General features: G+C 68.8%; 7 protein-coding genes. 2 read left to right on the top strand and 5 right to left on the bottom strand.

Features of this window, described 5'->3' with window-relative positions:
- Positions 1 to 109: 109 nt before the first annotated feature.
- A complete protein-coding gene (locus OHB09_RS11795) occupies positions 110 to 745 on the top strand; it encodes an ATP-binding protein (RefSeq protein WP_040895482.1) in 636 nt (211 codons plus the stop codon).
- 19 nt (positions 746 to 764) lie between these two features.
- On the opposite strand, the gene drmB is transcribed toward OHB09_RS11795, so the two are convergent.
- The 5 genes from drmB to OHB09_RS11765 form a co-directional block, all read right to left on the bottom strand.
- Positions 765 to 2633, bottom strand: a complete 1869-nt coding sequence (gene drmB / locus OHB09_RS11790) for a DUF1998 domain-containing protein (protein ID WP_234527087.1) — start codon at positions 2631 to 2633, stop codon at positions 765 to 767.
- Positions 2630 to 5875, bottom strand: a complete 3246-nt coding sequence (locus OHB09_RS11785) for a helicase-related protein (protein WP_328918912.1) — start codon at positions 5873 to 5875, stop codon at positions 2630 to 2632. Before OHB09_RS11785 ends, drmB begins: the two co-directional genes overlap by 4 nt.
- Positions 5872 to 7767 carry a UvrD-helicase domain-containing protein gene (locus OHB09_RS11780; RefSeq protein ID WP_328918913.1) on the bottom strand — a complete coding sequence of 632 codons (1896 nt, stop codon included), beginning with the start codon at positions 7765 to 7767 and terminating at the stop codon, positions 5872 to 5874. Before OHB09_RS11780 ends, OHB09_RS11785 begins: the two co-directional genes overlap by 4 nt.
- A complete protein-coding gene (locus tag OHB09_RS11775) occupies positions 7764 to 12533 on the bottom strand; it encodes a DEAD/DEAH box helicase (protein WP_406307935.1) in 4770 nt (1589 codons plus the stop codon). The genes OHB09_RS11780 and OHB09_RS11775 overlap by 4 nt, the downstream gene beginning before the upstream one ends.
- A 160-nt stretch (positions 12534 to 12693) precedes the next feature.
- Positions 12694 to 12900, bottom strand: coding sequence for a hypothetical protein (locus tag OHB09_RS11765; protein ID WP_191853163.1), 207 nt, complete (start codon positions 12898 to 12900; stop codon positions 12694 to 12696).
- A gap of 475 nt (positions 12901 to 13375) precedes the next feature.
- On the opposite strand from OHB09_RS11765, the gene OHB09_RS11760 reads away from it, so the two are divergent.
- Positions 13376 to 15523, top strand: a complete 2148-nt coding sequence (locus OHB09_RS11760; RefSeq protein WP_328923010.1) for a helix-turn-helix transcriptional regulator — start codon at positions 13376 to 13378, stop codon at positions 15521 to 15523.
- The last annotated feature ends 3 nt before the right edge of the window (positions 15524 to 15526 follow it).

Below are 15526 nucleotides of genomic sequence, written 5' to 3'. Positions count from 1 at the left end.
CCACCATTCTGGCAAACGGAACAACCGGGGCGGGGCGGTACGGGACTTCGGTGCCCGCATCCGGACCACGCAGGCGACGGAAGGCTCGGACGTGATCCCAAGCGCATGCATGACACGAACGCCGTGGGTCGTGGAGTTCACGGCACTGGAGGAGGAGGTGGCGGCCCTGCGGCACAACGTGCGGACGCATCTCGGAGCGTGGGGCCTGAAGGAAGTCGTGGACGAGGCCCAGCTCTGCGTGAGCGAGCTGGTGGCCAACGTCATCACCCACGTCGGCACGGGCACGCCGACCACCCTGGTTGTCCTGATGCGCGGCCCGTTCCTGCGCATCGAGGTGCACGACCCCGACACCCGCGCGCTGCCGACGCTGATGGCCGCGAGCGTCGACGCGGAGGGAGGCCGCGGCATGGCCCTCGTCGAAGCGGTCACGGACCGGTGGGGAGTCCAACTCCTCGCGGATCGGAAGGTGACCTGGTGCGAACTGGCGACGGGATCGCTGCCGTCGGGCGGCCGAGACGGAGGCCCCCGCATGATGCGGGCCGAGGCGATGATCGATCTCTACGACGCCACGGGTCCGCAGGTCCGGATGCGTACCGGCAGGTTGGGCATCGCCGAGGGGGAGGAGGCGGCGATCTTCATCATCACCGACCTCCTCCACTGGCTCCGGGCACACGGCCGCGACGCGGACGACGTGCTGGACCGGGCGCAGACGCGGTTCGAGGGAGAGGTCCTGGAACTGCCCTGACGACCTGAACCGGCAAGCGCTAACTGCCGAGAACGGGCTCGAAGAAACCCAGCACCGGATCCTCCGGAGTACCCACCAACAGTGCACGGTCCAAAAGGATGTTGTTGTGCTCGCAACTCGTCTCGGGGAGCATCACGCAGGCGTGACACGCAGCGAGATTCGTCCCGGCCGAGCCGGCCGCCTCGGCCTCCATGCAGAGGGGGTCGGAGGAGCACCACTCGGCCCGGCGGATCGCCGAACGCGTCGTACGGTCGAGGGACTCCGGTTCTCCCTGCGCGACCAGACCGCCGAGACTGCCCGCCGAGTCGCTCGTCGCCGTATAGATGAGCACCCCGGCCATGTCGTCGGCGGCGTACAGGCGCTCACGCAGAGAAGCGGCCGGGTAGCCCGCCTCCAGGCTCCATTCATTGATGAGGACGTGGGCCAGGGTGTGCAGCAACACCATGCGAGGAGTCGCGGGAGACAGCACGGCCTTGCTCGGATCGTCGGCACGCTGGTCGAGCACCCGCTGGTGAGCGGCACGCATGAGCTCGACCCGTGCCACCACCGTCGGTGTCGTCTCCCAAGCGGCCAGTCGGTCCCCATCGAGGCGCAGGAAGACACCCTCGCCCTGGACCTCCATGGCCGGCAACCACGCCAACGGCTTCTGGGAGAGCGGCATCTCCTTCGGTTCCGTCGTCGCCTCGGCGTCGACGAGCCGGGTGAACCCCTTCACGGCGCGCACCTCGCGGAGCTTCTTCACCAGCATCGGGCCGGTGATCCCGAGCGGCCGGAGGACACCCGGGTCGCCGAGAGGCGTCTCGCAGACGAACCGCTCGTCGTGGGAGTGCTCGCTCTCGTCGTTGCCGGTGCGCAGGCTGTCGTACTCCTTGTTGCGCAGAGCACGGTACCGATCGTCGAAGGTGGGTGCCGTCTCACCCTCCGGGTCCTCCTCGCGCTCCGCGTCGAGCAGCACCATGACCTCGTCCAGAGGCACCGGACACGCGCCCTTGAACGCCCCCTTGAGATAGATCTCGATGTGCTCGCGGCTCTCGAGATGCCGGAGAGCGTCCCAGTGCTCCGCCAGCGGATCGGCACGACCGTTGCTCCACGGGGGGATGGAGAGCGCCGACTTCAACACCGGCTGCCACACGGACGAGGAGCCACGCTGCAGGGTGCGCAGGGGAAGCCCGCATCCCGCAGGGTCCGTGGCGGAGAAGCCGAGCCACGGACGAGCGCCTCGACAGGTGAGCCGCAGGTCCTTCAGCGCGTTCCTGCGGAAGGAGCCCTCCATCGAGACCTCGGGCACCTGACCGCAGGTGCAGGAGATGACGATGGAGCGGAGCGAGGAGGTGCGTCCGGAGGTACGCATCCTGAGTTTCCCGCCGCACTTCCCGATCCTCGTGGCGTCCCGGTCGGACGAGCGGTGCACCCACTGCCAGTAGGGGAACTCGTCGAGGTGGCCGGCCTCGCAGGCGACGACGAAGCGGGAGGGGACGAGGTCCACCTCGCACGTGCCGCAGACGCTCCGTCCGGCTGGTGGGGAGAAGTCGCGGTGGGGCTGCAGCTCGTTGCACTCGGGGCACGAGTGCATCGACGGGAAGCGACGGACCCGAAGGCCGTCCCTGCTGGCGTCCTCGGACGCCGGCGGCAGTCGGAAGTGGTGGACGCCGAGCAGGCGTTCCAGCCTCCGCTCGTGGACGATCGGTGCCTCGTCCCTGTTCCAGCTCCGGTCCGCGTCGTCCAGCCCCGAGACGACGAAGGACTCGTGGTCGACGGCGATGAGCGATCCGACACCGTACGTGGTGATCACCTGGGCGCGGCGGACCGTGCCGCGGCGAGGCAGGTTGTGGGACGGGACGGCGCCGTTCGCCGCGGCGCGGCGACGACGTGCGGGGGGTGGAGTCATCGGGTTCCCTCCATGAAAAGGGCCGACTCGGCATCGACGTCGCGCAGGCTCCACAGGGTGGGCCACGCCTCGCGGTCCTCGGTCTCGTCGTCGTAGGACTTCAGGATCGACGGGGCACGGCTGCCCCGCTTCGGTTCGAAGAGCAACCCGCTGTGGATGTCGGCCTCCTGACACCACCAGCCGACGAAATCCTCGAAGCCCTGCTCCACGGCTTCGGCCTCCGAGGGAGTGACCGCGCGGACACGGTCCAGGAGCAGGGACTTGATGCGGGTCCGGAGGATGTGCTCGTAGGACTCCACCTGTCCGGCGCTCTCGTTCGGGCGGGCGGCCGGAATCAGGGTGCGGGCCAGAGCGACGATCACCGCATGCAGTCCCCGCTCGCGCGCGCGGGCGGAGAACGGGGTCACGGAGGTGGACTCGACCTCGCGGTAGAGAGCCGCGTGATAGTGCTGGAAGTTCTCGTAGTGCGAACGGTCCCGAGCACGGGCCGCGTTGAGCATGACGGCGACCAGGCCGGGGTGGGCACGACCGACACGGCTCGTGGCCTGGATGTACTCGGCGGTCGTCTGCGGTTGGCCCATCACGGCCATCAACCCGAGCCGGTCCACGTCCACGCCCACCGCGATCATGTTCGTGGCCAGCAGGACGTCCACGGTGTCCTCGTCCGGGAGCCTCTTCTCGATGCCCTTGAGACGTGTGGGGATCTCGCTGGCGTCGATGCGGCTGGTCAGCTCCGAGTAGTTGGCCGTCGGGCGCACCGCCACACCCTCGCGTTCGGCGAGCAGTTCCAGGTACGCCACCACGTCGTCGTGGACCTGGAGTTCGGCCGCGGAGAGCAGTCGCAGGCTGTTGAAGTAACCGATGAGGCTCCAGTACGCGTCACGCACCTTGTCGTCGGTGTCCGCCCGCATAGCGCGATGGAGCAATGTGGCGTAGGTACGGATCAACAACGTGGACTGGCTCGTGCCGGGGGCCAGGAGGCCGACGTAGCGACGGCTGGCCTTCTCCTCACGCGGTGTCTCGACGGCGAACCACGAATCGCGGGAGTCCAGTCCGGCAGGCGGGAACTGCCGCACCTCGCGGGCGAAGAGGTGGCGGCCCTGGTCGGCGGCGCGTCGGATGGTCGCGGTGGAGGCGATCACCTTCGGCCGGTCGGCCAGCGCGTCGACAGCGGTCTCGTAGAGGCCGGTCAGAGTCCCCAGAGGCCCGGAGATCAGGTGGAGTTCGTCCTGGACGATCAGCTCCGGGGGAGGAGTGGCATCGGCCGGGTCGTCCCGGTTGAACAGCGCGGAGGTCGCCGGGCGCCACGGCATCGAGGCGAACTTGTCGACGGTGGCGATCACCAGCGTCGGGCGCGCGTCGTACACCGCCTCGTCGATCAGATGGACGGGTAGGCCGCCGGCGAATTCGCAGTCCTCGCCGGGGCAGCGGACGTACATCCGCTTGGCGACCTCGTCGGTCTCGTAGTCCCGAGCGTCGAGACGGGTGCCGCACCACGGGCAGGCGTGCAACTGGACGGGGTTCTCGGTGGCGAGCCGCCTGCCGAGATCGGCCCGCAGCTCGGCGAGCCTGGTCGCGGCCTCGGCCAGCGTGTTGGGGGTGGCGGAGCGTCCCACCCACATGCCGACGGAGAACGGCTCGTCGCCCAGCTCGGGCGTGCGGCGACGCATGTGCTCCATGGCGCAGAGCAGGATCGCCGCACGTTCGAACTGCTGCAGGGTGAGCAACCGCAGCGTGTAACGCATGAGGACGGTGACACCGCCGCCGCTCGCGCCCTTGCGGATGCGGCGCAGGAAGGACGTCAGTGCGATCAGACCGAGGTAGGCCTCGGTCTTGCCACCACCGGTCGGGAACCAGAGCAGATCCGAGATCTTCCGATCGGCGTGCTCGGGGTCGTCGATGCCGGCGAGACAGAGCAGCAGGAAGGCGATCTGGAAGGGACGCCAACGGCCGGCGGACGGATCGGGATCGCCGATGCGTCCGCCCTTCACCCAGGCGCTGCGGGCACGCTGGTCGGCCATGGCCCGGTTGGCGAGCCGGAACGCCCGCATGAGGTCGGGCTCGGACCGCAGCAGCTCGATGCCCTCGCGGATCCGGCCGAGAGCCTCGCGACAGGCGTCCACCTGGTCCCGCCCGGGCTGCTCGTGGGGGCCGCCCACCAGGGAGTCGACCTCGGCCGACTTGCGGGCGATCCAGTCCTCGTATCCCGCAGCCAGTGCCCCCAAGGCGGACAGAACCTCGGTGTCGGACTTCTCGGCCAGCCCCAGCATCGACAGCGACGAACTGTCGATCTCCGGATTGGAGTCGGTCAGCAGCACCTCCACGCTGGGGACGAAATCGCTGCGCACCTCGGGGACGGCGGCCTGGACGCTGTCGCTCACCCCGATCGGTGACGGGACCCAGTCCCAGGCGGCGGCGCATCCGTGACCGATGGCGAAGGTCGGGGCATGGCGGTGCAGCAGGCGACTGGTGGCGATCTCCGGGTCGTGCGAGGCGTCCGGGGCGGGACGCTCGACGAAGGCGCTGGAGCCGTCGGCGGCCCAGACCACCAGGCCGCACTGGAACAGGGCGAAGGCGTCCTGTAGGTCCCGATCACCGACTTTCTGCCTGTTGATCAGTGTGACCGTGACGGTGACCGTGCCGGTGACCGGGTCAGGCCGCCGGACGATGATGTGCAGGGCGACCCTGTCCGGGAGAAGGTCGACCAGCCTGCCCGGCGTGGGAGCGGTCACGTCGATGGTTTCTTCGGGCAGCGAGAGTTCCTTGCGCTGCCACCGCTCCCGCTGCTCCGCGACGGTCCGGGCCTCGGCGCGGCGGGCCGGGACCGGGTTGCCGTCCGCATCGGTGGGTTCGTAGACCGCCGCGCGCGTCGAGACCACGATCGTGTCACTTATGGCTGGGGAGACCGCGAAGGTCAGCCCCATGGAGGACGGGCGCTTGTCGCCCGAGACACCGGATTCCTGCGCGGCGCCTGCCTCCTCGGCGTCCTCCCGGGCGAGTACGGGCGCGGCGTCCGGGCCATCCTGCTCGGCGGCGTTCTCGACCCTCCGCTCACGCGAGGCACGCGGGTACAGCACGCCGGTCAGGTAGCGGTCGATCGGTGCGTCCTGGGTGAGGACCTCGTCCCGATCCTCCGGTGCCGCGTCCTCCGGGGGACCGAAGAGTTCCCTCCGCAGCCCCACGAGGAGCTCCTCGTCCCGCACCCGGTAATGCTCGGAGTGCCGATCCGTCACGTGGGTCATGCGTCCTGCCCTTCAGCTCTTCGGAACATGCCGAGTCCGGTGATCCGCGGCACGATCCACACACCTCGGTCGCCGAGACCGGCGTTGGCCCCGGCCGCGACGCCGCCCGCCACCGTCTCCAGGGTGTCGATCCGCAGGCCGTGGATCTCGTCCGGCCACCACGGGTCCCAGGTACGGTTCACCTTCTGCACCCGGAACAGCTCCTGGCGGAACCGCTCCGACGCCTCGCCCATCTCCCGTCCCCGGTGCAGCAGGGCGTACGGGGGGCTCTGGGTCTCGCCCGCCGGCAGATCGTGGCGCTTGCGCAGCAGTACCTCCTGGCCGGGGCCCACCTCCCGCAGGAGGTAGGCCTGGGTCGCCACGGCGTCGGTCGTGTGGCCGGGCGGATTGTCCCGACACACGTCACCGGCCTCGGCCACGACGCCGAACCGGTCGTACGACCGCCATCCGCCGACGAACCGCCGGCCGTTCTTGCGGTTCCCCGCCCTCTTGATGATCGGCAACTCGGGGGAACGGACGTGGTAGAGGTCCTGTCGGGCGCGGGTCATCGCCACGTACAGGGCGCGGGCCTCCGCGGGGAGGTCCGCCTCGCGGCCGTACTGCTTGTGAAGTTCGGCGACGGTCGGTGGAGTCAGGACGATCACCCGGTCGAACTCCAGCCCCTTGGCACGGTGCACGGTGGAGACGACGATCCGGCCCGTCTCCGGATCGGCCGCCTCGTCGGGGAACCGGCCGTCGGCGACGAGGCGACGCAACCGGTCCAGATCGAGAGCGGCGCGCCCGGGCGAGCGCGTCGCGCGTCGCAGCACCGTCCACAGGGCACCCGCGTTCGGTTCGTGGGGCAGCGGGATCTGCTCCAGCAGAGAACGGAAGCGCTCCTCGGACAGCCCGGTCGCCTCGGTACGGCGCAGCAGCTCGGCCACCCACCAGGGCACCGGCCGCTCTTCCAGGGGGCGGCGCAGCCGGTGCTCGATGCCGTTCTCGTGGAGCAGCCGGGAGACCACCAAGGCCTGCCGGTTGTCGCGAGTGAGGACGGCACAGGTGTCTTCGAGGTCCCGCAGACCCTGGAGCGTGTACTCGTCGGTGAGATCGCCCAGCGAGTTCACCGGGTCCAGCAGGAGGTCGCGCAGTTCCTCGTACAGCACGGCGGCCTCGTCGGCGTTCCGGACCTGCTGGAGCCGGGGGCCGTGCGACAGCGCGATGCGCGCCTCCGGGGTGACGGCCCGGAAGTTCTCCGTGAGACGCAGCTCCACCAGGTCATCGGAGTACGAACTGCGCAGCCACTCGAAGAACCGGCCGGTCTCGTCGTTGCGCTCGGCCGGGTCCTCGATCTGGAAGCCGTACACGGACTGGGCGGCGTCACCGACCACGGTGAACCCGCAACTGTCCCGGTACCGGTCGAGCAGTGCCTCCACCAGTTCCCGACGATCGCCCAGCAGGTCCTGCACCTCGTCGATCACCACATGGGACGGAGGGACCGAGTCGCCGGACTCCAGCGCGCGCTCCTCGACGGCCACCGTCGCGGCCCGGATCCGTTCGTCGAACGGGGTCGTCGCCCAGTCCCGGTCCGGATATGCCTGGACGAGCACCCCGTACGCCCAGGCGTCGAAGGTCTGGGCCCGCACCCGGCGGGCCCGGTCGCCGTGGCGGGTGATCCGCTCCCGCAACTCGCGGGCTGCCGCACGGGAGAACGTGAGCACGAGGATGTCGGCGGCGTCCAACGCCTCCTCCGGGTCCTCGTGACCGCACAACGCGTCGAGCCGACGCACCAGCGTGTGCGTCTTTCCCGCGCCGGCTCCGGCCGTGACCAGGACCCGCGCGTCCCAGGACTGCTCGACGACGGCCAGCTGCTCCTCGGTGAGCGGCGGACTGTCGAGATAGGCGTCGGTCACTTACGGCTCCAGAGGTGCTCGAACTGGGTGAAGGCCAGCGCGGTGTCGAAGTTGGCGATGTTGTCGTCGACGTTGAGGATCAGGCAGGTGTCCTTGCCGCCGTTCTTGGGGCCGCGCAGGCCGCGTCCGATCATCTGCTGGTACACGTTGGTGCTGTAGACCGGCCGGGCCACGACCACCGCCCGGGTCGCCGGAGCGTCGAATCCCTGGGTGAGGACACCGTAGTTGGTGAGCACACGGATGCGACCGTTCCTGAAGTCCTCGATCCGCGTCCGACGGTCCTGCGTACTCGTCGTCGAGTCCACGGCGGCCGACCGGACGCCCAGATCGTTGAGCATGGCCGCCAGATACTTGGCATGGTCGACCGAGGTGGCGAACAGCAGCGTCGGCCAGTCCGCCGGCAGCGCGGCCACCGATTCGACGATGCGCAGGCTGCGCGCGTGGTCGTCGGCGAGTCGTTGCTCGGCGGCACGGGACAACACGGCCATCCGATCGGCGTGCGTCTTCTCGTCCTGGTCGAGAACGATCCGACCGCCCTCCAGGGTGTGGTGCTCGACCTGGGCGAGCATGCCCCACTCCTGCAGGTCCCGGTACGGGTCTCCGGACGGGAACACCCCCTCGTCGAGGCGCCGGTTGCCGAAGCGCGTGATCAGCCGGCGGGTCTCGTCCTCGTTGGTGTTGCGGAACGGGGTGGCGGTCAGACCGAGCAGGTGCCGGTGGGTCTCGTACTGGGTCAGGCCCAACAGGCCGAGGATCTCCGTGTACCGCTTGGAGATGGCGGTGTGCGCCTCGTCCACGATCACGAGCGCGGGCTCCCGCAACCACGCGTACTGGTCGGTGCCCAGGCACCGCTGCAGCTTCGCGTCGGTGGCGACCACCAGATGGGGATGATCCACGACGTTGCCGACCTCGTTGCTGCTCCACAGTCGGCTGATGGTCAGCGGCCGCTCGGCACCGACCTTGTTCCAGACGAACTTCCAACTCTGCACGGCCTGTTCGCACAGTTCCTCGGTCTGGGCGATCCACAGCAGGGGACCCTTGAGGTCGCCGACCCGCTTCACCCAGCGGATCACGGCCTCGGCGGTGACCCGCGTCTTGCCGGCACCGGTGGGCAGGGACAGCATGCCGCGCTGCGGGGCCAGCCGGTCGAGCAGGGTGGAGATGTTCCGGACCAGCTCCTCCTGGTAGCCGTGGAGCCGGGGGAAATCCCGGGGCCCCTCGATCGTCTCGAAGGGAGGGGGCGAGGGAGTCCTGGAACCGGCGAACGTCACGGGCAACCGCAGGTCGGACACGAACGCGATGGCAGCCGACGAACCCCCGTACGCCACCGGGGCGCTCGGGAAGCGAGCCTGAATGTCCCGGGCATGCTGCTGGAGCACCCCGTCGCCGTGCGCGTTGAACGCCATCTGCGCGATACGGCGCCCGGACGGCTGCGCACCCCCAGTGGCCTGCAGCTCGGCATCCATCAGCCCTTCGGGCAGTCCCGCCCTGAGCGCCTCCGCGCCGATCAGCAGCTCGAGTTTGGTCACGACGTCCTCGGTGTCGCGCACGGCCTTCTGTGCCGCCTTCAGAGCGCTGTCCTTGGCCATGCGGTCCTGGTGCTCCAGCACCGCGCGGCAGCCGGCCGCGCCCAGACCGAGACCGAGTTCGCGGTCGATCAGCCGCAACATGGGTTCCGGCTCTCGCGGCACGCGGATCTTGACCGTGCTGTCCTGGCGCACGGCGTCCAAGGGAGAGGTCTGCGTACCGTTGGGGGTACGCGTGACCTCCTCCAGCTCGGTGCACCGCTGCACCATGCTGTTCCGGTTGCCGCTGTTGAGACGCTGGCGCAGGGCCGGGAACAGCTCGACGAGGGGCACGGGGTCGCCCTCGGGTACCTCGCGGGTCTCCCGACTGATCACGTCGGCGTAGCGGAGCATGCCCCACTTCTCGACCATCAGCTCGGCGTCGTCCGCGGTCGACACGAGCAGGGCGGGGAGCTGTTCGGCGCGCAGGGCCCGGTATTCGGCGGCGCCGACGGCGAGGGTGATCTCGTCGTCGGGGCGGGTGCCCCATGCGTCACCGATCCGGCAGCGGGTCAACGAGTCCGCGGGGAAGTCCGCCCCGAACCGGGTCAGCATCACGTAGGTGGAGCCGACGAAGGCGTCGTCCTCGCTGCGGGACACCTCGGCCAACAGCGCGTCCCAGCGGTCTGCGGGAACCTCGTCGACCGTGATCGGCAGACGCAACTTGCGAGCCTTCTCCGGAGAGATGTCGGCGACCGGCAGCACATCGCGGTAGGCAGCGAGCTGGGGGCCGACGGCCTCCGTCAGCGGCTTGATCCCTTGGGAGGTGGCGACCCTGCCGTGCTTGCGCAGCATCCATCGGATCGGGGACATCACCGCCTGTCGGGTGCCGGTCTGGGCGCCGTACTGACGCGTCCAGTTGTCCACCACGGCGTCGTCGGGCAGCACCTTCAGGAAAGCGGCGCGGGACTCCTCGGACAGGCCGCGGAAGAGATGGAGAGGGCCACCGATGGCGGCGCCCTCGACCTTCATCCGGTTCAGCGCGGGACGGGGTGCATGACTGTCCAGTGACTTCAAGTAGGAAGCGTGGACGACCGCTCGGTACTCCTCGAACCAAGCTTCGTCGGCCTGCGGCTGCACGCCGCCGGTCGGGCGCTCCCGAAGGCCGATCAGCGAGAAGAAGAATGCGTCGTCGGAGTGGAACTTCATGTCGACCGCGACGTTCGGGTCGCGCTCGGCATCGACCACGACACCGGGCAGCATGCAGTCCGTGACCGGTCGGAAGCGCCTGTCGGCCGTCCGCACCCGGAGCGTCGTGCGCGGCTCGGGCACGCGCTCCATGACCTTGTGTGCCAGCCGATGGACGCCGGCCTGGCGGAACAGCTCCCAGAAGCGCTGCCAGTCGGACTCCCCGTAGTGGTCGAAGCCCTGGTCCAGGACGCTGGCGAATCGACCCTCGACGTCGGCCTCGCGGATGCCGAGGACGTTGAGCGCGTGTGCCAGAGAGGGGTCCTGGGCGATCTCGTCGACGACGTACACCGTGGACTCGCGCAGCCCGTCCTGGTGCTCTGCCCGACGGAACACCTTGCCGTGGACCGGGGGAACCAGCCCGTGCTCCTCGGTCAGCACGACGTGCGCCTTGCGGGCCTCGTCGGCGAAGGGGGAGTTGCTTTCGATCATGTCGGCCAGGATGCGGACGGCCACAGCCGACGCCTCGGCGGTGCCGTTCGCGACGAGGGCCTCCAGCCAGTCGCGGACCCCTGCCCGCTGGTGGCCGGCGGCGCCGAGGATGTGTTCGACCTTGCCCGAGCGCAAGGTATCGGCCTCCACGCTCGGGTGCAGCCAGTCCGAGGGACGTCCAGGGCACTCGTGCCACATCCGCAACCACCGCGACAGTTGCTTCAAGTCCTTGTCCAACCGCGGGTGGATGCGCAACTGCTTGGGAGTGCGCAGAACACCGTCCTGGTCGGGCAGTGAAGGGCTCGTGGCGGTGCGGGCCCAGATCTCCCGGGTCAGGAACTCGTCGGCCCAGCTGATCGACTCCCTGACCCGGCCGGGCAGCAGGGGGAGGTAGGCGGCGGGATCCTCGTCGGGGACCAGAGCGGGGAGGGAATCGACGACCAGCTTGGCCGACACCCTGATCATCTCCTGATTGAACGGAGAGGAGTCGAGCAGGTTCTGTCGGTCCTCGTTGGTCTTCCACGCCCCGTTGAGGATGCCGTCCAGGGACATCTCGTACTTGGTGGGGAAGAAGGACCAGAACTTGCCACGTCGCCGTGAGCGGGCCGACCTCACGTACATGCCGCTCTCGGCATCCTTCTCCAGCACAGGGACGGCCCAGGACAGATCGAGCGTGACCCGGTCGTGCAGCTCGCCGGCGTCCGCTCGGGCCGCGGGACCCGGTTCGTGCGCGGTGGTGAACACTCGCCAACGCTCCGTGGAGAGTGCTTTCCCCGTACGCTCCTCGGTCACGGTGTGCAGATCTCCGGACTGCTGGACGGTCAGCGTCCGGCGTGCCATGGGCCGGGGGCGATGATCCTCCAGCACGACCTCGGCCACGTGCGGCGAGAAGAGCTGGAACCCGACCGGGAACTCCTCACGCGGCTCGCCGTGGTCCTTGCCCCGATTGCCGTGCATGTCCTTCCCCAGCCGATCGTCGGCCTTCTTGAGCAGCGGGAGCCGGACGACCGTGGTCGCCCAGGTCAGCAGCTTGTCGAGGACGGGGTCCGCGGCGCGTTCGGCTCGCATGTCGAGCGGGCGGGCCATCCGCAGGACGGGGGCGTCGAACTCCGGGCCGTAGCGTTCCGTCACGCCGGGCACGGCTTTGATCTGCTGGTAGGACCATGCGCGGTCGAATCCGAAGCTTCCGGTGCGGCTGAAGAATTCCGGTGCGTCGGTCACCACGAGAACCGACTTGACCCCCACCCCGAATCGTCCGATCTGCCCGCCGCGCTTCTTGGACATACTCATTCGAAGAATGGTTTCCGCCCCTTCCGGGGTGACCGGACTTCCTTCGTTGGCGCAGTACAGGCGCGACTCCGTAAGAACCACATGGACGCGTCCGCCGGGTTCGTTCGCGATCTCATCGGCAGCATTCTGTACCAGCTCGAAAAGCTGACGATCGCCATACCCGCCCTGCGTGATCCGGCGCTCGCCATTGGCGTGCTCGGCCACGAGGCCAGGGTCCACGGAATAGGTCTGCAGGACACGGGAGGACTGTTCGAGAACGGTGGCGATCACCGCTGAGGAAGAGGACGACATACTTGCTCCTGATGCCGTGAAGTGGATGAAGATCCGGGCCGCGGGCCGGCTCGCCGGTTGTGGGCGAGCCGGCCCGCGGTTCACTGGACCCCGATGGTCGGCGCGTCCGGCGGGCAGCCGGGAACGCCGAGCTCATGCGGGCAAGGGCGCTTGCGGAGGGTCAGCCGGTCGGAGGGATGTCGTCCGGCAGGTCCTGAACCCACTTCGCGAGTTGCGGGAAGCCCGCGACGAAGTCGTCTTCGGACAGGTGGTGCCGGGGCAAGATGTCCGCCACTTCTGCCCTGCTCGCCGCCGTCCGAATGTCCATGTAAAGCGCGCCGCATTCCCGCTGCGAGAGCATTAAGGGAAAGCAATCGTCCTCGTTCAAAGCGCCCCACCCCTGTTCAGTGATTTCTCTTCTGACCGCACAGGGGTGTAAGCGGGACACGCCCCATGAAGTGGAAGGTCGTTGTTGCGTAACTACTTCCGCCGACCACGCTAGCGGAAGGATCCCGGTGTCCACCAGCGTTCCGTCAAAAACGTTTTTCTGTACGGGAATTCAATGCCTCTGGACACACTTCTCCCCCTGTCGCCCGTTTCCCCGGAACTGGGTTCGCGAACGAGTCGGCTTTTCCAACCTGTCGAACATATCGAGGTTTTGGGGCGCTGGCAACCCCAACGAGTGCTCCCCTGACGGGAGTTGAGCGTGCGGGCTGCACAAAGAGCACCGAACCTCACCAATCGGGCAAGTCGGGCAGTCGAGTGGACCTGCTCATGGAGTGTCGTGTTGTTAACTGTCAGTTGACGTGATCGTGATCGTCAAATTAGCCTCCCCGTACGACCCGAGGAAGAGCAGGTGGCACGTGGAGACAGGTGAGGAGTTCGGGCCGTGGCTGGCCCGGCAGCTCAAGCTCGCGGGGAAGACACAGGCCGAACTGGCCAAAGAGCTCGGGTTGACCCGAGCCGCCGTGTCCGCGTGGATCGCCGGTCGGTCGACCCCACGACCGACTGTCATGACAGAGATCGCCGACGCACTCGGTACGGACGTCGGCACGGTGCACACCCGCACCACCGACACCCAGGCCGGCCTTCCGGTCACCTGGTACCACCGCCCCGGCTATCTCGACGGTGGTCGAGACCTGGGCAATGCCGCCGCGTTCGCCTTCGACGCCGACGTACAGGTCCTCGCGCGCGAGACATGTCAGAACAGCCTCGACGAGCGCCTGACGGAGAACGGTCGTCCGGTTCGGGTCCGCTACACCCTGCACGAACTGACCGGTGAACATCTGGACGCCTTCCGTGAGGCGATTCTATGGAGCGACCTCTTCCCGCACTACTCCGCCGTCTCGGAGACCGCCGGCAACCAGAAGGTCGGACGGGTCGTCGATGCCGGTGTGCGCGACATGTACGAGCGGGGCCGTCTGGTCCTGCTTCGGGTCGACGACTACAACGCGTCCGGACTCACCGGCGACGACTACGCGGACGGCAAGTTCGCGGCCGTCGTCAGGCGCCAGCTCGAGAGCCTGAAGTCGGGTCCCGCCGCCGGTGGTTCGTACGGCCTGGGCAAGGCGACATTGTGGGCCACCAGCGCTCTCGGCCTTGTACTCATCAACTCCACGCTGTCCGTGCCGCACGAGGGGCGTACCGAGCGGCGGTTGATCGGCCGGCTCGAACTGCCCTGGCGGGAGGTCGACGGACGCGCCTATGCGGGACCCGCGTGGTTCGGGCGCCCCGACCCCGACACACAGGGCGCCGATGTCGCCCGTTCCTGGTGGGCGGACGACGAGACCGTGAAGCGCCTCCACCTGAACCGCGAGAACGGCGAACCCGGTACCTCCTTCCTCATCGTGGGCGCACATGACGTGGCCAGCCTCGAAGGGAAGGCGTCGTACGAGGACGGCAGGCAGCGCGACGAAGAAGGCCCCGAGGACTCACGCGGTATCGAGAGGATGCATCACCGCCTGGTGGAGGCACTGGGCCGTGATTTCTGGGCGGCCATGGTCGGCGGCGGCGGCCGACTCCCCTTGCTGGAAGCCTCCGTCCGCGCCATGCGCAACGACGAGGTGGTCGTGGCTGAGACGAAGGTGGACCCGTCCGTCGAGCAACCCTCCCGCACCCGCGCCCTGCGGGCCCACTACGAGGGCACAACGGTGGACCGGCTCACCGAATCGGGTCAGGTGGCGTCCAGGAACGTTCCGTTGAAACTGCCACTGACCGGCGGCGCCAGAGGGGCGACGCTCGGCACTCACCAAGCGGTCCTGCTGGTCACCGAGGCTGACGGCGACCGGGACACCCCTATCAACCAGGTGCACTCCCTGCGAGGGAATCGCATGACGGTCAGGAAGGCCACGGTCCCGAACCTGCCGCTCGGCACCAACCCCTTCCAGGCCGTCGTCCTGGTCGGCGAGGCCGCCGGCGCGTCGGCACCCTTCGCGAAGGAGGCCGAGGACTTCCTGCGAGCGGCGGAACCGCCCGAGCACGACCGCTGGGGACAGACGGAGGAACTGACCCTGCGCTGGTCTCCTTCCGCATATCGACGGATCCAGAATCTGACCACCGAGGTCAACAACGCCGTCAGGGAACTCGTCGCGCGCCCCCGGCGCGGCAGGAACGAGGGCGGTGAGGTCCTGAGCAAGGCGCTGACGGTCAAGAGCCGGCCCAAGGCCAAGGTGCCCTCCGGGCCGGTTGTCCCGGAACTGGACGCGCTCGACGCGACGATCGGTGACCAGGGGGAGTGGCTGATCACCGCGGAGGTGAGGATCGGGCGCGGTGACGAGATCGTGCCGATGGTGCCGGTCGCCCAACTGGACGTCCGCTCCGGGGGGCGCCCGCGTCTCGACTGGGCGGAACTCGTCGCCGTGGACGGTTGCGAGGTGGAGAACGGAGTCCTGCGCTTCCCACCTGGCACCCGCCGTGCCAAGTTCCGAGGAGCCACCGACGTCTCCAGCCACCCCGTGAGGACCACACTCACTCGTCTCGTCGTCGAACTGCGTGCCGGCAAGGAGGCGTGAGGC

This window comes from Streptomyces griseoaurantiacus (assembly GCF_036189845.1).
In the GTDB taxonomy this organism is placed as follows: domain Bacteria; phylum Actinomycetota; class Actinomycetes; order Streptomycetales; family Streptomycetaceae; genus Streptomyces; species Streptomyces griseoaurantiacus.
This window is presented reverse-complemented; position numbering and strand designations above follow the sequence as displayed.